The organism is Corynebacterium otitidis ATCC 51513 (assembly GCF_000296405.1).
Classification (GTDB): Bacteria; Actinomycetota; Actinomycetes; order Mycobacteriales; family Mycobacteriaceae; genus Corynebacterium; species Corynebacterium otitidis.
In genome coordinates, this window is record NZ_JH815193.1 from 456,770 (window position 1) to 474,509 (window position 17,740).

A 17,740-nucleotide genomic window follows, 5' to 3' on the forward strand; every position below is an offset into this window, starting at 1 on the left:
GGCGTGCGGTAGGTTCGGGGGCATGACTTCTGCCAACGCAACAGGCCTAGCGACGATCACCCACACCGGCGAGGTCCTCGACGTGTGGTACCCCGCGCCGAAGCTCGCAGACGAGCCGGCGCGCCCCGGCACGGAGCGCCTCGATACCGCGCCCGGGCACCTCGCCGAGCTCGTCGGCGCGGACGAGGACCGCGGCGTCGCGCGCGTCGCCGTGGAGACCACCATCGGGGACCTTGACGAGGCCCCGGCGGACACCTACGACGCGTTCCTGCGCCTCCACCTGCTCTCCCACCGGCTGGTCAAGCCCCACGGCCAGAACCTCGACGGGCTGTTCGGGAAGCTCAACAACGTCGTGTGGACGAACTTCGGGCCCTGCTCGACGACCGACTTCGAGCTCGTGCGCGCGCGGCTTACGCGCCGCGGGCCGGTCACGGTCTACCTCGTCGACAAGTTCCCTCGCATGGTCGACTACGTCGTGCCCTCCGGCGTGCGCATCGGGGATGCGAACCGCGTGCGCCTCGGCGCCTACCTCGCGGAGGGCACCACCGTCATGCACGAGGGCTTCGTCAACTTCAACGCCGGCACGCTCGGCCACTCCATGGTCGAGGGCCGGATCTCCGCGGGCGTCGTCGTCGGCGACGGCTCCGACCTCGGCGGCAGCGCCTCGGTGATGGGCACGCTCTCCGGCGGCGGCAAGGAGGTCATCTCCATCGGGGAGGGCTGCCTGCTCGGCGCGAACTCGGGCGTGGGCATCTCGCTCGGCGACAACTGCGTCGTCGAGGCGGGCCTGTACGTCACCGCGGGCGCGAAGGTCGTCGCGCGCGGCGCCGTCGCCGAGGCGCTCGGCGCGACGGACGGCGACTCGGTGAAGGCGTCGCGAATCTCCGGGGTGAGCGGCGTACTGCTTCGCCGAGACTCCATCAGCGGCGCGATCGAGGCGATCCCCAACGCCACCGAGGTCACCCTCAACGCGGAGCTCCACGCGAACTAGCGCTACCGCGCCGCGGCCACTGCGCGGCGCGGCACACGAACCAGGGCCCCGGCCCGCCGCTTGGGCGGGCCGGGGCCCTTTGCGCGTCTCGTCGAATCGGTGCCGGGAGGGACTCCCCTCCCCGCCGCGGGGAGGCGGGTTTCCGGTACCCCGGCCGCGGCGCGGGTCGTGCTAGCCGCGGCGGGCGGGCTCCGCGGGGACGGGCTCGGCGGGCTCGCCGGTGCCCATCACCCCGAAGCCGGGGGTCTCGCGCTCCTTCGGGGAGACGCGCTGGAAGCGCGGGCCGCGGAACGCCCAGAGCTTGTTGATGAGGAAGTTCACCGGCGTGGAGACGAGGATGCCGATCATCGTCGCCCAGTAGAGCTTCGTGCGGATGAACGACGAGTCGTCGAACACGTCGGCCGGCAGCGCGATGGGCGAGGTGGGGTTCATGAGAAGCGTGACGACCACCTGGCTCACGACGAGGGCGCCGACGCCTGTGAGGAGGAAGGGGATGAAGCCGCGCAGCCAGCTGCGCGCCACCCGCCCGCGGAACGTCCAGCACCGGTTGATCTGGTAGTTCGAGAGGTTCGCCACGAGGAAGCCGAGGACGACGAAGACGTGGTACCAGCGCACGTTGTACTCGGTGCCAAAGAGGTTGAAGAACACGTCGTGCTCGGAGACCCCGCCGATCGCGCCGGCGAGCGTGCGGGCGGCCGCGACGACGACGAGGTTGACGATCGTCCCGGAGCCGCCGACGATGCCGAACTTCACGAACTGCCGGGAGGTGTCCACGATGCGGCTCGCCGCCTGCCCCTCAACCAAACCGGATGCGCCCCTTAAAGCTCCTCGACTGCGCTGTCGGCCGGGGCGGCGCCTCCGCAAAACGGAGCGGGGCGGCCGCCGCGCGACCGGGGCAATTTTAGTCCCGGGCGGCGCGCGCGGGGAAATCCCTCGCCGCTACTTCGCGGCGGAGAGGCGCCGGTAGGCCTCGGAGATGGCCTCGTCGGTGGCGGTCAGGGAGAAGCGCACGAAGCGCTCGCCGTCGGGGCCGTAGAAGTCGCCGGGCGCGGCGATGATCCCCAGGTCGGCGAGCCAGGAGACGGTGTCGCGGCCGCTCTCCCCGCGGGTGGCCCACAGGTAGAGCCCGCCGGTGGAGTCGGCGATCGCCAGCCCCGCCTCGCCAAGCGCGCGGGCGAGGTCGGCGCGGCGGTTGGCGTAGCGCAGCTTCTGGAGGTGCTCCTGGTCGTCGTCGTTTAGAGCTGCGACCATGGCGGCCTGGATGGGGCCGGGCACGATGAGGCCCGCGTGCTTGCGCAGCAGCCGAAGCTCGGCGATGAGCTCCTCGTCGCCGGCGAAGAAGCCCGCCCGGTAGCCCGCGAGGTTCGAGGTCTTCGACAGCGAGTGGATGGCGATGAGCCCCTCGACGCTGCCGCCGGAGACCGCCGGGTCGAGGATGGAGCGCGCGGGGCGCGACTGGTCCCAGTTGAGCCCGAGGTAGCACTCGTCGGAGGCGACGACGACGTCGTTCTCTCGCGCCCACGAGACGATCTCCTTGAGCACCTCGGGCTCCAAGACCTTGCCGGTCGGGTTCGAGGGCGAGTTGAGGTAGATGAGCCCCGCGCCCGAAAGGTCCCGCTCGTCGCGGGCGGGGTTCTCGCTGCGCACGACGTCGACGCCCGCGAGCCGGGCGCCCACCTCGTAGGTGGGATACGCCAGCGGCGGGATGATGACGGTGGCTTCCGCGAGCTCCCCGCGGCCGAGGCCCAGAAGCGTCGGCAGCCAGGCGATGGCCTCCTTGGTGCCCACCACCGGCAGCACCGCCGAGGTGCTCAAGCCCTCGACGCCGTAGCGGCGCGAGAGCGACTCGACGATCGCGTCGATGAGCTCCGGGGTGCCGGCGGTCGTGGGGTAGCCGGGCTCGGCGGCGGCCTCGGAGAGCGCGAGCTGAATGCTCGGCGCCACCGGGTCGACCGGCGAGCCCACCGAGAGGTCCACGAGGCCGTCCGGGTGGGACTTCGCGCGCTCGCGGTCCTCGGCGATCGAGTCCCACGGGAAGTCGGGCAGGGCGGCGCTCAAGCGCGAGCGGTGGTGGGTCATCGTCCTAGTCCTGGTTCTGCGGCGGCAGCTCGGCGACGAACGGCGGGTCGAAGTCCTGCGGCCCGGTCCCCTGAGCCCCGCCCGGGGAGCCGAGGTCGTCGAAGAACGCGGCGTTCGCGTCGTTGTACTCGAGCCACTCGTCGGGCACGTCGTCCTCGTAGAAGATCGCCTCGACCGGGCAGGCCGGCTCGCAGGCGCCGCAGTCGACGCACTCGTCGGGGTGGATGTAGAGCGACCGCTTGCCCTCGTAGATGCAGTCGACCGGGCACTCCTCGACGCAGGAGCGGTCCTTGACGTCGACGCAGGGCTGGGCGATGGTGTAGGTCATCTGGCTTCAGATACTCCCATCACGGAAAACTTCGAGATTCAAAAATAGGGTTCCCAGCGGCGCGACCGGGCCCTTTTTACGTGAATAAAGGCCGTGTGCCCGGCCGTGCCGTACGGACTCTCAAGTATGTCACTTGCGCGCAATCAGTGGCCAACCGCCGCCGGCGGCGCCCGCGGCGAGCAGCGCGACCGAACGGATGGAGTCGAGCAGCCAGACGTCCCCGGTCGCCAGGGGGATAAGCAGGAATCCCACGTAGACCGCGAGCCAGACGAAAAGAGGCAGCCCGGCAAGCCCCGGCCGCCGGTCCCAGAGCAGCGCCGTGCGCGTGAGCACGAGGTTAAATGAAAATGCCAGGACAACCGTGATGGGCATGGCGATGGCCGCGCCGGCGGCCTCGACGCGCAGGCCCAGGTAGATCACCTCGAGCGCGCAGGACACCGCCGCCCCGAGGCTAAGGAAGCCCAGGCCGACGGCCTTCTCCCCGCGGGAGACGTCGCGGCGCACGACCGGGCGCGGCGCGTCGTCGGCCGCGCCGTTCGGCTCCCCCGGGTCCGGGGTGGAAGAAGGGTTGCTCGCCACCGCCGCCTCGCCTCCGTCGTTTGTCGTGTTCGCCGCTTGTCGCTTTTTTGGGAGCCGCCGCGCCCCGCGGGCTAGGGGAGCCCGGCCCCGCCGGGCACCAGGCCCGCCGCCGGGTCGCCGAAGCCGTCCGCGTCTCGGGCGTCCTCGGGCAGCGGCTCGCCGGCGCCGAGGATGACGTGCTCGGCGGCGGTGATCGGCTGGGCGATGAGGTTGGAGAGCGCGTAGCAGCCCACCGCCGCGTCGCCGTTGATCGCGGCGCGCGCCGGCGTGGGGTTCGTGCGGGAGACCCGCCCGTCGGCGACCCACACCTGCGTGGGGTGGCAGCCGAGCGCCTCGATCTTGCGGGAGACGTCCTGCCGGTCGAGCGCGACGTGGAGGTCGGGCTTGTCGACGGCGTCGAGCTCCCCGTCCTCGGGGCGGCGCCAGCCCTCGGGCAGCGTGCGGATCGCCGCGGAGCCCGCATCCAAGCTCTTGCGGTCGCGCACGGTCCACAGGACACGGCGCACCGGGCGCTCGGCGACCTCCGCCATGACGAGGCGGTGGATCTGCACGTGGTCGGGGTGCCCGTAGCCGCCGCGCTCGTCGTAGGTGACGACGACGTCGGGCTCGAGCTCCTCAAAGAGCTGCTTGAGGTCCTCGGCGGCCTCGTCGTAGCGGTTGCCGAAGGCCCGCGGGTCCCTCGAGGCGGGGTCGCCGGCCATGCCCGAGTCGCGGTACTTCCCCGGCGCGCCGAGGAAGCGGCCCTTCACCCCGAGCGCCTCGTGGGAGGCCATGAGCTCGGCGATGCGGAAGCCCCCGAGCTGGTCGGCACGGTCGGCCACCAGGTTCTGGTACGGCTCGCCGATGACCTCGCCCTGCTCGCCGAGGGTGCACGTGACGACGGTGACCTCGGCGCCGCGGCGCGCAAGATGCGCGAGCAGCCCGCCCCCGGCGAGCGCCTCGTCGTCGGGGTGGGCGTGCACGGCCACGACCTTTAAGCCCTCGAGCCGAGCGTCGGGGCTGGCCGGGGCCGGGGTGGCGGAATCGTCGCTTGCGCTCATCGTCTAGTCGGGCTCCTGTTCCTTGCGCAGGATCGCGCGGTTGTTGAGAAACTCCTCGTCGAGCTCCCACTCGCCGGCGGTGCCCACCCCGTCGGGCCAGTCCTTTAAATCCTCGGCCGGGCCGTGGAGCTCGTCCCTGGCGACTTCGAGGCGCTGCTCGCCGACGATCGGTGTGTAGAGCGCCTCCTCGTCCTCGAGGCCCGCGACGAAGGCGGCGAGCTCCTCGTCTCCCATGTCGCCGGCGAGCGCGGCCATGAGCCGCTGCTGGGTGTCCTCGTCGCAGTAGCCGGTGAGGTTGCTGCCCCAGCCGTCCGCGGCGGCGGCCTCCTCGTCGTCGCCCTCGTCGCCCTCGCCGGTCTCCTCGTCGCGGCTCTTCGCCTCGAGGCGGCGCTGTTCCGGGGTGGGGCACGAGTAGGCCGAGGCGACGTCCAGCGCGGTGGGGCTCGCCACTCCCCAGGAGAGGACCGCGTCGACCTCGCCGGCGGGCAGGAGGTCCTCGACGGCCTCGGTGAAGTCGACCGAGGACACCGCGGCCGGGATGCCCTTCGCCGCCGCGAGGTCGACGATCGCGCGGGCCGCGCGGGCGGCCTCCGGGTGGCGGGGGTCCGCCGCGATGGTCAGGGGCCGCTCGACGCTCGCCGCGCCCCTTAAGGCCTCCGGGTCCGAGCCGGCCGCCCGCTCGCTGGTGCGGTTGGCGCCCGCGGGCAGCGCCAGGTCCTCGGTGCGCCCGGTCGCGAGCTTCGCGACCTCGGGGACGTCGATGAGCTCGCGCAGCTCGCGGCGCGCCGCCGCGTCCCCCACCACCGGCGAGGCCGTCGACGCCGACAGCGTGAGCATCCGCCCGGTGGTGATGGTGCGGGTCTGCGCGCCGTCGACGAGCCGGTAGGCGTCCTCGGTGGTCTGGCCGGGGGCGATGTTGACGAAGGAGAGCTGCGTGTTGCGCACCTGGTCGAGCCCGTCGACACCGTCGCCGACCTCCTGGAAGCCGATGATCTCCGTCTTGGCGGGCTCGTCGCCCCAATAGCGGTCGTTGCGGTTGAGCTCGATCGCGCCGCGCTTGGGGTCGGCATGCGCGACAAGGAACTTCCCCGCCGATGCGGGGATCTCCTCGTCCATCGCCGTGGAGAACGAGCCCGACGACACGACGTGGGAGGGCAGCAGCGGGCTGAAGAGGCGCCGCCACTCGGCGACCTTGCTCGCGAGGTCCACCTCGACGCGCCGGCCGCCCTCGCTCACGCGCACGTCGGTGATCTGCTGGTAGCCCGCGGCCGAGCGCACCCCGTTCGTGGCGCTCAAGGTGCGCCACAAAAACACGAAGTCCGCGCCCGTGATCGGGGTACCGTCGGACCACTGGGCCGAGTCGTTGATGTCGTAGACGAGCGTCTGCGCCGCGCCCTCGGAGGGCTCGACGGGGCCCGCCCAGTCGAGCAGCTCGTCGTTGAGCTCCCCGCCGACGAACGTGCGGGGGAAGACGAGCTTGCTTAAGTCGTCGAGGAAGCTCGACGTGTCGCCGACCAAGTACGGGTTGAGCCCGGTGCGCAGCGGGTCGACGCCGATGTCGATGCGGGAGCGCCCCTCGTCCTCGGTGGTCGTCATCTCCGGGGTGGAGGTCTCCTCGCTGACGGTCTCGGTGACCGTCTCCTCGGTCTCGACGACGGGCGGGGGCCCCGGGTTCGCGACGCACGCGGCGGCCAGCCCCGCGACCGCGGCGAGGGAGCCGGCGGCCGCGAGGCGGGCGGGGCGGATGGGTGACGAGATGGGGCGGTCCTTAGATGTCGGGGCTCGGGGCTACTTCTTGTTCTGCTGCTTCTTCTTCGCGGCGGCGCGGCCGCGCTCCTTGGCGTCGAGGATGACCTTACGCACCCGGAGCGTCTCGGGGGTGACCTCGACGCACTCGTCCTGCCCGCAGAACTCCATCGCCTCGTCCAGGGAGAGGGTGTGCGCCTTGGCGAGCGTCACCGTGGACTCCGCGGTCGCGGAGCGCATGTTGGTGAGCTTCTTCTCCTTGGTGATGTTGATGTCCATGTCCTCTTCGCGGTTGTTCGCGCCGACGACCATGCCCTCGTAGGCCTCCACGCCGGGCTCGACGAAGAAGGAGCCGCGGTCCGCGAGCTGCTGGAGCGCGTACTGGGTGACCTGGCCGGAGCGGTCCGCGACCAGCGAGCCGGACGGGCGGTCCTTGATCTCGCCGGCCCAGACGTCCATCCCGTCGGAGTAGGAGTTCGCGATCCCCGCGCCGCGGGTCTCGGTGAGGAAGGTGGTGCGGAAGCCGATGAGCCCGCGGGCCGGGACGCGGAACTCCATGCGGATCCAGTCGGAGCCGGGCGTGGCGTCCATCGTCTGCATCTGGCCCTTGCGCTGCGCCATGAGCTGGGTGACCGCACCCTGGTGCTCGGCGGGGGTGTCGATGACCATGATCTCGTAGGGCTCGTGGACCTTGCCGTCGATGACCTTGGTGACGACGTCGGGCTTGCCGACGGTGAGCTCGAAGCCCTCGCGGCGCATGGTCTCCACGAGCACGGAGAGCGCCATCTCGCCGCGGCCCTGCACCTCCCACGCGTCCGGCTGGTCGGTGGGCAGCACCCGCATCGACACGTTGCCGATGAGCTCCTGGTCGAGGCGCGCCTTGATCACGCGGGCGGTGAGCTTGTCGCCGCCGCCGCGGCCCGCCATGGGCGAGGTGTTCACGCCGATCGTCATGGAGATCGCCGGCTCGTCGACGGTGATCTGCGGCAGGGGCCGGGGGTTGTCCGGGTCGGTAAGCGTGTCGCCGATCATGAGATCCGGGATGCCGGAGATCGCGCCGATATCGCCGGCGATGACCTCGTCGGTCGGGACGCGCTCGAAGCCCTCGGTGCGCAAAAGCTCCGCGATCTTCACGGTCTTGATCTTCTCGTTGCCGTCCTCGTCGTGGCTCACCCACGCGACCTGCTGACCCTTCTTCAAGGAGCCGGCGTGCACGCGCACCAGGCCGATGCGGCCGAGGAAGGACGAGGAGTCGAGGTTGGTGATGTGCGCCTGCAGGTCGCCATCCAGGTCCGCGGTCGGCTCCGGCAGGACGTGGTAGATGACGTCGAAGAGGTCCTGCAGGTCGTCGGTGTCCGGCACGTTGCCGTTGCCCGGGTTCGTCGTCGAGGCCTTGCCCTCGCGCCCGGACGCGTAGAGCACCGGCAGCTCGAGGAGCTGCTCGGCGGCCTCCATCGCCTCCGGGTCCTCGAGCCCCGAGGCGAGCTCCAAGAGCAGGTCCTGGGACTCCTCGACGACCTCGTCGATGCGGGCGTCGGGCCGGTCGGTCTTGTTGACGAGGATGATGACCGGCAGCTTCGCTTCGAGCGCCTTGCCGAGCACGAAGCGGGTCTGCGGCAGCGGCCCCTCGGAGGCATCGACGAGCAGCACCACGCCGTCGACCATGGACAGGCCGCGCTCGACCTCGCCGCCGAAGTCGGCGTGGCCCGGAGTGTCGATGACGTTGATGATGAGGTCGTTGCCGTCGCGGCCGAGCCCCTTGCGCCTGATCGCCGTGTTCTTGGCGAGGATGGTGATGCCCTTTTCCTTCTCCAGGTCGCCGGAGTCCATCACCCGGTCCGAGACCTCGCCGTGGTCGCCGAACACACCGGACTGCTCGAGCATCGCGTTGACCAGGGTCGTCTTGCCGTGGTCGACGTGCGCGACGATGGCTACGTTACGGAACTCAGGCTGAGACACTACTGGGGTACTCCTCGCATCACGATCGGGATCGCTTCGTTTTATTCGCCCCCGGGCCGCGGGCGCCAGGGATGAATTCCACCCGCCCCGGGTTTAAGCCGCCTGTATCCTACTCCCCCGCCCCAGCTCACGCACCCCGGCCGGGACCCCGCGGCGAGCGCGCGGCGCACCGGCGGCGGCCGCTCGGCGGCCGGCCGGTAAACGACTCGCGACCGGCGCGCGGGGCGCGCCGCTCTCGGCTACCGTCAGCCGGGTGAGCACCACCGCCCCCTCCCCCGGGACCGACTCGCCCCCGCCCCGGGCGCCGCGCGCCGGCCGCGGGCTCGTCGCCGCGTGGGCCTTCTACGACTGGGGCTCCGCGGCGTTCAACGCGGCGATCGTCACGTTCGTCTTCTCCGTCTACCTCACCGACACCGTAGGTAGCGAGCTCTCCTCGCCGTCGGCGGCGACGTGGCTGTCGATCTCCGTGGCGATCAGCGGCCTCATCATCGCGCTCACCGCGCCCGTCATGGGCCAGCGCGCCGACCAGCCCGGCCGCAGGTCGCGCCAGGTGGCCGTGTGGACTGCGCTCACCGTCGCGTGCATGGCCGCGATGGCGCTGGTGGGCGACGACACCGCCTACTTCTGGCTCGGCCTCGTCCTGCTCGCGGCCGGCTCCATCGCCTTCGAGTTCGCCGAGATCGGGTACTTCTCCATGCTCCCCGGGATCGCCACGCCGCAGACGGTCGGGCGGGTCTCGGGGCTCGGCTGGGGCATGGGCTACGTCGGCGGGATCGTCGTGCTCGGCATCGCGTTCGTCGGGTTCCTCGCGCCCGCCGCGGAACCCGGCCGCCACGGCATCCTCAACCTGCCCGCCGAGGGCGGGCTCAACGTGCGGGCCTTCTGCCTGCTCGCCGCGGCGTGGTTCCTTCTCTTCGCGCTGCCGCTGCTCGTCGCCGCGCGCCGCCGCGAACGCCGCCTCGCGCCGAACGAACCTCAGCGGCGGCTCGGGGTGCGCGCCTCCTACGCGGCGCTCTTCCGGGAGATCAAGGCCCTGTGGCGCGGGGACCGGCGCACCGCGCTGTTCTTCATCGCCGCGGCCGTCTACCGCGACGGGCTGGCCGGCGTGTTCGGCTTCGGGGCGGTGCTCGCCGCGACCGTGTACGGGCTCTCGCCCTCGGAGATCATCCTCTTCGGTATCGCCGGGAACGTCGCCGCCGCGGCCGGGGCGTTCGCCGCGGGCGTCCTCGACGACCGCTTCGGGCCGAAGCCGGTGATCTGCGCCTCGCTCGCGCTCATGGTCCTCGACGGTCTCGCGCTGTTCTTCATCGAGGGGCCGCCGGGTTCTGAGCCCTCGGGCTTGCGCTGTGCCTGCTCGTCGGCCCGGCCCAGTCGGCCTCCCGGACGTTTCTCGTGCGCGTCACCCCGAAGGGGCGGGAGGGCCAGTTCATCGGGCTGTACGCGACCTCAGGGCGGGCGGTGTCCTTCCTCGCGCCGGGCGCGTTCGCGCTGTTCACCGGGATCGGCGGCGACGACCGCTACGGGATCCTCGCGATCGCGCTCGTGCTCGCCGCGGGGCTCGCGGCGCTCGTGCCGCTCGCCCCGCCGGGGCGCTCCCGCTAGCGGTTGTTTTCTAGGCGCTGCCGACGAGCCCCGCGCCCGGCACCGCGTCGAGCAGCGCGCGGGTGTAGTCGGCCTCAGGGCTGGAGAACACCCGCTCGGTGGCGCCCTGCTCGACGACCTTCCCGGAGCGCATGACGACGACGTCGTCGGCGATCTCCGCGACGACGGCGAGGTCGTGCGTGATGAACAGGTAGCTTAGGCCCAGGTCGCGCTGCAGCCCCTGAAGCAGGCCCATGACCTGGTCCTGGACGACGACGTCCAGCGCTGAGACCGCCTCGTCGAGGACGATGACCTCCGGGTTTAAGGCCAGCGCGCGGGCAATCGCGATGCGCTGGCGCTGCCCGCCGGAGAGCTCGTTGGGGTAGCGCCGCGCCGTCGACGCCGGCAGCGCCACGAGGTCGAGCAGCTCGGCGACGCGCGCTCGGCGCTCCTTCTTCGTGCCCACCCGGTGCAGCTCGAGGGGCTCCTCGATGGTGCGGGCGATCGGGTAGGTCGGGTCCAGCGAGCCGTAGGGGTTCTGGAAGACGACCTGCACCCTGCGGCGCATCTCGGAGAGCCCCTTGCGGTCGAGCGAGGAGACGTCGTGCCCGCCGAGCCGCACCGTGCCCGAGGTCGGCTCGATGAGCCTCAAGATGAGGTTCGCGACGGTCGTCTTGCCCGAGCCCGACTCCCCCACCAGCGCGGTGGTCGTGCCCCGCTCGACGGAAAACGACACGTCGTCGACGGCGCGCAGCTTCTCCTTCTTGCCGCGCTTGCCGCGCACGTCGAACTCCTTGACGAGGTTCTCGACCTCGATGACCGGGGCCGGGGCCGGGGCCGACGGCTCCTCCTCGCCCTCGCCCGCGGCGGCGCGGGCCTGTGCGCGGACGCCGGCCGCCTCGAGGCTCGGGGCCGCGTCGACGAGGCGGCGGGTATAGGGGTGGCGCGGGGCGGCGAGGATCTCCCTCGAGGGGCCGGACTCGACGACCCGGCCGCGCCGCATGACCACGAGGTGGGAGGCGCGCTCCGCGGCGAGCCCGAGGTCGTGGGTGATAAAAAGCACCGCCACCCCGAGCTTGCCGGCGAGCTCCCCGATGTGGTCGAGGATCGTCTTCTGCACCGTGACGTCCAGCGCGGAGGTCGGCTCGTCGGCGATGAGCAGCTTCGGCCGCCCGGCGAGCCCCTGGGCGATGAGCGCGCGCTGGCGCATCCCGCCGGAGAACTCGTGCGGGTACTGCCGCGCGCGGCGCTTCGCGTCCGGCAGGCCCGCCTCCTCGAGCAGCTCGACGACGCGCTCGTCGGCCTCCTTGCCGCGGGCGAGCCCGTTGGCGGTGAGCGCCTCCTTGATCTGCGTGCCGATGCGCCACACGGGGTTCAGGTTGCTCATCGGGTCCTGCGGCACGAGCCCGATCTGCGTGCCGCGCAGCTCACGGAGCTGCTTCTCGCTGTAGCCCGCGATGTCCTCGCCGTTGAAGAGGATGCTCCCGCCGGTGACCTCGCCGTTCTTAGGCAACAGGCCGAGGATCGACATCGCGGTCGTCGACTTGCCCGAGCCGGACTCCCCGACGATCGCGACGGACTGGCCGGGGTAGACGGTGAGGTCCACGCCGCGCACCGCCTCGACGAGTCCGGTCGAGGAGCGGAACGAGATCGACAGGTCGCGCAGCTCGAGCAGCGGCTCGGCGGAGCGCTCGGAGTTGTGGGACATGGGTATCGCCACGCCAGCCTTCCTAGTTCTTCTTCGACTTCGGGTCGAGCGCGTCGCGCACGACGTCGGCCATCATGATGGAGCTGAGCACCGTGAGCGCCAGCGCGAGCGCCGGGTAGAACAGCACCATGGGGTCGTTGCGCAGCGAGGCCTGAGCCTGGGAGATGTCCCCGCCCCAGGACACGACGGTGCTGGGCAGCCCGATGCCGAGGAACGACAGGGTCGCCTCGGTGACGATGAAGTTGCCGAACGCGACGGTCGCGTAGACGACGACCGGGGGCAGGATGTTGGGCAGCACGTGGCTGGTGAGCACGCGGGGCTTCGACGCGCCGAGCGCGACCGCGGCGGTGACGAACTCGTCGTTCTTCACGCCCAGCACCGCGCCCCTGGTGATGCGGGCGATCTGCGGCCAGCCGAAGAGCGCGAGCACGAGCACGACGGTGAAGATCGTGCGGCTCTCGCGGAACATCTGCATGACCACGATCGCGGCGAGCACGAGCGGCACGGCGAAGAAGATGTCCGTGAGCCTGGAGAGCAGCGTGTCCCAGATGCCGCCGAGGTAGCCGGCGATCGCGCCGAGCGTCACCCCGAGCACGAGCACCGCGGCGGTGGTGAGCACGCCGACGAGCACGGAGGCCCTCGCGCCGTAGACGACGCGGGAGTAGATATCGCAGCCCTGCCGATCGAAGCCGAAGGGGTGGCCGGGCTCCGCGTCGCCGAGGCTGCGCCCCAGGTCGCAGACTGTGGGGTCCTGGGTCGCGAAGAGCTGCGGGAACGCCGCGAGCGCGAGCGCGCCCAAGATCAGGGCCGCGGCGGCCCAGAACATCGGCCGGCGGCGCAGCCTGCGCCACGCGATCCCCCACTGGGAGCGCGGCGCGGAGCCCTCGGGCACGGCGTCGACGGCGCCGAGCCCCGCCTCGTCGTGCTCGGCGACGGCGTGGGCCTGGCCGGGCAGCGGCGCGCCGGCGGCCTCGGCGGCGGACTCGGCCTCGCGGCCGGCGAAGAACTGGCCCCGGCCCCTGGGGCGCGCGGCCTCGGCGGCGTTGTTGTCCGGGGTGGTGCGATCAGACATAGCGGATCCTCGGATCTAGCACGGCGTAGAGCAGGTCGACGAGCAGGTTGGCGGCGATGTAGACGACGACGAGCACCGTGGTGAACGACACGACGGTGGTGGGCTCGCCCTTAATGATCGCCTGGTAGATCGCGCCGCCCACCCCGTTGATGCCGAAGATGCCCTCGGTGACGATGGCGCCGCCCATGAGCGCGCCTAAGTCGGCGCCTAAGAACGTGACGACGGGGATGAGCGAGTTGCGCAGCACGTGCCGAGACATCAGCCGGCCGGGGCCTAGGCCCTTGGCCTTGGCGGTGCGCACGTAGTCGGCCTCGAGGTTCTCGGCGACGGACTGGCGGGTAAGCCGCAGCACGTAGGCGAACGACAGGGCCCCGAGCACGATCGCCGGCATGAGCAGGGAGATGAAGTCCTCGTTGCTGCCCACGGTGACCGGCAGGAGCCCCCAGCGCACGCCGATGAGGAACTGCAGGACGAAGCCGATGACGAAGGAGGGCACGGCGATGACCACCAGGGAGAGCACGAGCACCGTGGAGTCGAAGATCCCGCCGCGGCGCAGCCCGGCGATGAAGCCGAAGGCGATGCCGAAGATCGCCTCGAAGACGAGCGCCATGAGCCCGAGCTTGATGGTCACGGGGAAGGCCTGGGCCATCGCCTCGCCCACCGGCTGGCCCGAGAACGTCGTCCCGAAGTCGAGCGTGAGGATGCCCTTTAAGTAGAGCAGGTACTGGACGATGAAGGGCTTGTCGAGGTTGAACTCCTCGGTGATGCGGGCCCTGGCCTGCTCGGAGAGGCCCCGATCGCCGCCCAGTGCGGCCACCGGGTCGCCGGGCATGAGGAACACCAGCGCATAGAGCAGAAGCGTCGCCCCGAGAAACACGGGGATCATCTGCAGCAGCCGCCGGCCTACGTATCTCAGCATCGCGTGGCGTCTTTCTACGCGGCGCGGGCCCGTCCGCCGCCGCGTCGGCGCCCGAAAGATGGGCGTCGGCGGCGGCGTGGCGGGCCCACGGCGCGGCGGGTGTCGGCCCCGGGGCTTTTACGCCTGGCGGCGGGCCCGGGGCGGCGGTGGGTGGGGAGTTCTAGCGCTTGACCACGTCGAAGAGGCGCGGGACGCTGTTCCAGCCGAACTGGACGTCCTCGACGGTGTCGGCCCAGCCGCCGGTGGTGTTCGAATACCACAGCGGGATGACCGGCAGGTCCTTAAGCAGGATCTCCTGGGCGCGGTTGAAGATCTCCTCGCCCTCCTCGGGCGTCTCGGCGCGCTTCGCCTCGCCGATGAGCTTGTCGAACTCCTCGTTGTCGTACTTGGAGTAGTTCGACGAGCCGGTGGCGGTGTAGAGCGGCTCGAGGAAGTTGCTCGAGAGCGGGTAGTCGCCCTGCCAGCCGGTGCGGAACGCGCCGGTCATGGAGTCGGAGTCGAGGTCGTCCTGGAAGGACTTGAAGTCCGGGTAGGGATCGCCGTGGGCGTCGATGTCGAGGTTGTTGCGCAGCTGGTTGGCCACGGCGTCGACCCAGGCCTGGTGGTCGCCGTCGGCGTTGTAGCCGATAGTGAGCTCCCCGTCGAACGTGGAGATCTCGTCGGCCTCCTCCCACAGCTCGCGGGCGCGCTCGGGGTCGAACTCGAGGACCTCGGAGCCGGGCAGGTTCTCCTCGAAGCCCGGGATGACCGGGGAGGTGAACTCCCGGGCGGGGCTGCGGGTGCCGCCGAAGATCGTCTCGGTGATGTCGTCGCGGTCGATGGCCAGGGAGATGGCCTGGCGGCGCAGCTTGCCCTCCTCGCCGTCGAAGTGCTCGAGGTAGTGCGGGATGGTCAGCGACTGGAAGATCGCGGCCGGCTGGTTGACCGAGCGGCCCTCGAGGTCGTCCTCGAACGCGGCCTGGGAGGACTCGGGGATCGTGTCGATGACGTCGAGGTTGCCCGCGAGCAGGTCGTTGTAGGCGGCATCGACCTGCGCGTAGAAGACGTACTCGACGCCGTCGTTCTTCGCCTCGCGGTCGCCGTCGTACTCGGGGTTCGGCTCGAGGCTCGCGCCCTGGTTGTGGGTCCACTCGACGAGCTGGTAGGGCCCGTTGCCCACGGGCTTCTCGCCGAAGGCCTCGATGTCCTCGAAGGCGGACTCGGGCAGCGGGTAGAACGCCGTCTGGCCGAGCCGGTCCTGGAAGTCGACCTCCGGCTCCTCGAGCTCGACGGTGAAGGTGCGGTCGTCGACGACCTTGAGGCCCTCCATTTCGTCGCCGCCCTCCTCGTAGCCGGCGATCGACTCGAAGTTGTAGGCGCCGACCAGGGCGTTCTCGACGGCGTAGTTCCACGCGTCGACGAAGCTGTTCGCCGTCACCGGGGTGCCGTCGGCGAAGGTCTCGCCCTCCTTGAGGGTGATCGTGTAGTTCTTCTGGTCCTCGGTCTCGATGGACTCGGCGACCTCGAGCTGGGTCTCGCCCTCGGCGTCGTAGTAGACGAGCCCGGCGAAGATCATCTCGACGATGCGCCCGCCGCCCACCTCGTTGGTGTTCGCGGGGATGAGCGGGTTCTGCGGCTCGGTGCCGTTGGCGGAGACGACCCCGCCGTCGGCGTTGGCGCCGCCGTCCTCCCCGCCGGAGCAGGCAGTGAGCGCCAGGGACGCCGCGGCGAGCGCCGCGACGCCCGCGCGCGTGGCTCGCCGCGCGGTGCGCGGCGCGCTGTGATCCACCATCGAGTTGTCTCCTATCCGGTTGTCTCCACGAAGGTACCTAGACACTACTGTGCGGTGGCTCATAGACAAAAATTCAGATGTTTTAACGCATATTAAGTTGCTCCAATGGGCCCGATCTCGCAGCGGGCGCACACAAAAGGCCCCGGGCGGCGCGGGGCCGCCCGGGGTTAACCCAGGGGGTAAGGAGGGGGCCGACAGCCGGCCTGCCGGCGTTAGGCCCCGAGAGAGGCGCGCGGGTTAGTTGGCCGCGTCCTTCTCCCAGCCGATCGTCTCCCTAGGCAGGACGGCGAAGGAGCTGGGGCCGAAGTTCGCGAGACCCGGCTTGAGCGCCGTGATGATCGGCCCGTTGGCGAACGGGATGAGGCCGTACTGCTCGAGGGCCTCCTTCTCGATCTCGTGGCCGGCCTCGGTCTGCTCCTCGGCGGTGGGCAGCTCGACGAGCTCGGCGATCGCCGCGTCGATCTCCTCGGAGTTGACGCCGGAGCGGTTGAGCTGCGAGTCCGAGCGGTAGATCTGCCCGATGTAGGCCACCCCGAACGGGTCGGAGGCGCTAAAGCCCATGGGGAAGATGTCGAAGTCGCGCTCGTTGGCGACCTTCGAGAAGTCCGCGGCCGGGCGCTCCTCGATCTTCACGTCGACGCCGACGTCGCGCAGGAGCTGCTGGACCGCCTGGGCAGTGGCCTTGGTGTTGGGATCGTCGCAGATGGACACGTAGCGCAGGGAGAGCTTCTCGCCGTCCTTCTCTCGGACGCCGTCGGAGCCTTCCTCCCAGCCGGCCTCGTCGAGGATCTTCTTGGACTTCTCTGCGTCGAAGCCGCCGGCCTCGGTGTAGTTGTCCTTGTACTCGTCCTGGAACGGGTACCAGATGAGCGAGCCGGGCAGCTCCTCCTCGTACTCGAGGCCGTTGTAGCGGATCTCGGCGAGCTGGGAGCGGTCGATGGCGCGGGCGACGGCCTCGCGCACGCGCACGTCGTCCAGGCCCGGTGCCTCGGAGTTCAGGGTGATGAGCGCGACGAACGCGCGGGTGGAGGTGCGCAGCTCGATCTCGTCGCCCATCTCGCGGGCCTGCGCGAGGCGGTCCTTGGTGGCGACACCGGTGGCGTCGATCTCGCCGGCGCGGAAGGCGTTGATGCTCGCCTGGTCCTCGAGCTGGCGCAGCGTCACCTTCTCGAGGCGCGCCTCGCGGCCCCACCACTTCTCGTTGCGCACGAAGGTGAAGGTTCCGGAGTTGAAGTCGGCCGAGTCGACCTTGAAGGGCCCGGCGCCCCACTCGGGGCGCAGCTGCCGGACGTAGGCCTCGGAGAAGTTCTCCGGCTCCGCGGCCTCGGGGTGGAGGACGCTGCCGTAGAGCGCGGCCCACCACGGGTAGGCGCGCTTGAAGGTGACGACGACCTGCTTGTCGCTGTCGCCGGCCTCGACGGACTCGACCTCGCTCCAGCCCTCGGTGCTGTTGACCGTGTAGGCCTCGTCCTCTCCGTTGTTGGCGCGCCACGTGGCCTGGAAGGCCTCGATATCGATCGGGGTGCCGTCGTTGAACTCGGCATCCTCGTTGAGGTCGTAGGTCACCACGGTCTTGCCGTCGACGAGCTCGTCGTCGATGTTGGTGATGTACTCGGGGTTGGGGTACGTCGTGCCGTCGCCCTCGGCCAGGAGCAGCTGGGGGTTGTACCAGTTCCAGACGTCCCTGGAGTAGGCGGTCATGTCGGCGTGGAAGACGTTCTGCTGCTCGGCGGCCTCGGCGATGGCGAGGGTGAGCTCGCCGCCGTCGGCGACGTCCTCGTAGTCGGTGACGTTCTGGTCGCCCTCGGGGCTGATCTCGAGGGTCTCGCCGGAGCCGCCGTCGGCCCCGGGGCTGCCCTCGCCGCCGTCGCCGCAGGCCGCGAGGAACAGGGCCGCGGCGGCGGTCACCGCGAGGGCGGGACGGTATGCATTTCTCATCGGTCGTGGTTCCTTTTCTAGTCCAGGTA

Annotated in this window: 13 protein-coding genes and 1 pseudogene; 2 read left to right on the forward strand and 12 right to left on the reverse strand. The window is 70.8% G+C overall.

Annotation, left to right across the window (positions count from 1 at the left end):
* Positions 1 to 22: 22 nt before the first annotated feature.
* Complete coding sequence (gene dapD, locus HMPREF9719_RS04865) at positions 23 to 991, forward strand: 2,3,4,5-tetrahydropyridine-2,6-dicarboxylate N-succinyltransferase (RefSeq protein ID WP_004600863.1); 969 nt, start codon at positions 23 to 25, stop codon at positions 989 to 991.
* A 171-nt stretch (positions 992 to 1,162) separates the two neighbouring features.
* On the opposite strand, the gene HMPREF9719_RS04870 is transcribed toward dapD, so the two are convergent.
* The 7 genes from HMPREF9719_RS04870 to typA all read right to left on the reverse strand — a co-directional run bounded on the left by HMPREF9719_RS04870 (position 1,163) and on the right by typA (position 8,722).
* On the reverse strand, positions 1,163 to 1,795 hold the full coding sequence (locus HMPREF9719_RS04870) for a GtrA family protein (protein ID WP_004601850.1): 633 nt from the start codon (positions 1,793 to 1,795) through the stop codon (positions 1,163 to 1,165).
* 135 nt (positions 1,796 to 1,930) lie between these two features.
* Positions 1,931 to 3,070: a succinyldiaminopimelate transaminase gene (dapC, locus tag HMPREF9719_RS04875; protein ID WP_004600865.1), complete on the reverse strand. Its 1,140-nt coding sequence runs from the start codon at positions 3,068 to 3,070 to the stop codon at positions 1,931 to 1,933.
* Between the two features lie 4 nt (positions 3,071 to 3,074).
* A complete protein-coding gene (gene fdxA, locus HMPREF9719_RS04880; protein ID WP_004600866.1) occupies positions 3,075 to 3,398 on the reverse strand; it encodes a ferredoxin in 324 nt (107 codons plus the stop codon).
* 129 nt (positions 3,399 to 3,527) lie between these two features.
* A complete protein-coding gene (locus tag HMPREF9719_RS04885) occupies positions 3,528 to 3,977 on the reverse strand; it encodes a hypothetical protein (RefSeq protein WP_004600867.1) in 450 nt (149 codons plus the stop codon).
* Between the two features lie 71 nt (positions 3,978 to 4,048).
* Complete coding sequence (gene mshB / locus HMPREF9719_RS04890) at positions 4,049 to 5,017, reverse strand: N-acetyl-1-D-myo-inositol-2-amino-2-deoxy-alpha-D-glucopyranoside deacetylase (protein ID WP_004600868.1); 969 nt, start codon at positions 5,015 to 5,017, stop codon at positions 4,049 to 4,051.
* A gap of 3 nt (positions 5,018 to 5,020) precedes the next feature.
* A complete protein-coding gene (locus HMPREF9719_RS04895; RefSeq protein ID WP_004600869.1) occupies positions 5,021 to 6,613 on the reverse strand; it encodes an ABC transporter family substrate-binding protein in 1,593 nt (530 codons plus the stop codon).
* A gap of 192 nt (positions 6,614 to 6,805) precedes the next feature.
* Positions 6,806 to 8,722 (reverse strand): translational GTPase TypA, encoded by a 1,917-nt coding sequence (gene typA / locus HMPREF9719_RS04900; protein WP_004600870.1) that lies wholly within the window; start codon positions 8,720 to 8,722, stop codon positions 6,806 to 6,808.
* 253 nt (positions 8,723 to 8,975) lie between these two features.
* Here typA and HMPREF9719_RS09410 point away from each other — a divergent pair.
* Positions 8,976 to 10,324 (forward strand): annotated as a pseudogene (locus tag HMPREF9719_RS09410) (MFS transporter).
* A 10-nt stretch (positions 10,325 to 10,334) separates the two neighbouring features.
* Here HMPREF9719_RS09410 and HMPREF9719_RS04910 read toward each other — a convergent pair.
* From HMPREF9719_RS04910 to HMPREF9719_RS04930, 5 genes are all read right to left on the reverse strand, one after another.
* The gene (locus HMPREF9719_RS04910) at positions 10,335 to 12,011 is read right to left on the reverse strand and encodes an ABC transporter ATP-binding protein (RefSeq protein WP_038082775.1); all 1,677 of its coding nucleotides are present in this window, start codon (positions 12,009 to 12,011) and stop codon (positions 10,335 to 10,337) included.
* 22 nt (positions 12,012 to 12,033) lie between these two features.
* A complete protein-coding gene (locus HMPREF9719_RS04915) occupies positions 12,034 to 13,083 on the reverse strand; it encodes an ABC transporter permease (RefSeq protein ID WP_004600873.1) in 1,050 nt (349 codons plus the stop codon).
* On the reverse strand, positions 13,076 to 14,002 hold the full coding sequence (locus HMPREF9719_RS04920; protein WP_004600874.1) for an ABC transporter permease: 927 nt from the start codon (positions 14,000 to 14,002) through the stop codon (positions 13,076 to 13,078). Before HMPREF9719_RS04920 ends, HMPREF9719_RS04915 begins: the two co-directional genes overlap by 8 nt.
* A 160-nt stretch (positions 14,003 to 14,162) precedes the next feature.
* Positions 14,163 to 15,773 carry a peptide ABC transporter substrate-binding protein gene (locus HMPREF9719_RS04925; RefSeq protein ID WP_004600875.1) on the reverse strand — a complete coding sequence of 537 codons (1,611 nt, stop codon included), beginning with the start codon at positions 15,771 to 15,773 and terminating at the stop codon, positions 14,163 to 14,165.
* Positions 15,774 to 16,010: 237 nt separating this feature from the next.
* Positions 16,011 to 17,711 carry an ABC transporter family substrate-binding protein gene (locus HMPREF9719_RS04930; RefSeq protein WP_004600876.1) on the reverse strand — a complete coding sequence of 567 codons (1,701 nt, stop codon included), beginning with the start codon at positions 17,709 to 17,711 and terminating at the stop codon, positions 16,011 to 16,013.
* Between the last annotated feature and the right edge of the window lie 29 nt (positions 17,712 to 17,740).

What these genes read in the sequence shown, in the direction of transcription:
- dapD (WP_004600863.1), top strand. Translation starts at nt 23, where the DNA reads ATGACTTCTGCCAACGCAACAGGCCTAGCGACGATCACCCACACCGGC.
- dapC (WP_004600865.1), bottom strand. Translation starts at nt 3,070, where the DNA reads ATGACCCACCACCGCTCGCGCTTGAGCGCCGCCCTGCCCGACTTCCCG.
- fdxA (WP_004600866.1), bottom strand. Translation starts at nt 3,398, where the DNA reads ATGACCTACACCATCGCCCAGCCCTGCGTCGACGTCAAGGACCGCTCC.
- mshB (WP_004600868.1), bottom strand. Translation starts at nt 5,017, where the DNA reads ATGAGCGCAAGCGACGATTCCGCCACCCCGGCCCCGGCCAGCCCCGAC.
- HMPREF9719_RS04895 (WP_004600869.1), bottom strand. Translation starts at nt 6,613, where the DNA reads ATGACGACCACCGAGGACGAGGGGCGCTCCCGCATCGACATCGGCGTC.
- HMPREF9719_RS04910 (WP_038082775.1), bottom strand. Translation starts at nt 12,011, where the DNA reads ATGTCCCACAACTCCGAGCGCTCCGCCGAGCCGCTGCTCGAGCTGCGC.
- HMPREF9719_RS04915 (WP_004600873.1), bottom strand. Translation starts at nt 13,083, where the DNA reads ATGTCTGATCGCACCACCCCGGACAACAACGCCGCCGAGGCCGCGCGC.
- HMPREF9719_RS04920 (WP_004600874.1), bottom strand. Translation starts at nt 14,002, where the DNA reads ATGCTGAGATACGTAGGCCGGCGGCTGCTGCAGATGATCCCCGTGTTT.
- HMPREF9719_RS04925 (WP_004600875.1), bottom strand. Translation starts at nt 15,773, where the DNA reads ATGGTGGATCACAGCGCGCCGCGCACCGCGCGGCGAGCCACGCGCGCG.
- HMPREF9719_RS04930 (WP_004600876.1), bottom strand. Translation starts at nt 17,711, where the DNA reads ATGAGAAATGCATACCGTCCCGCCCTCGCGGTGACCGCCGCCGCGGCC.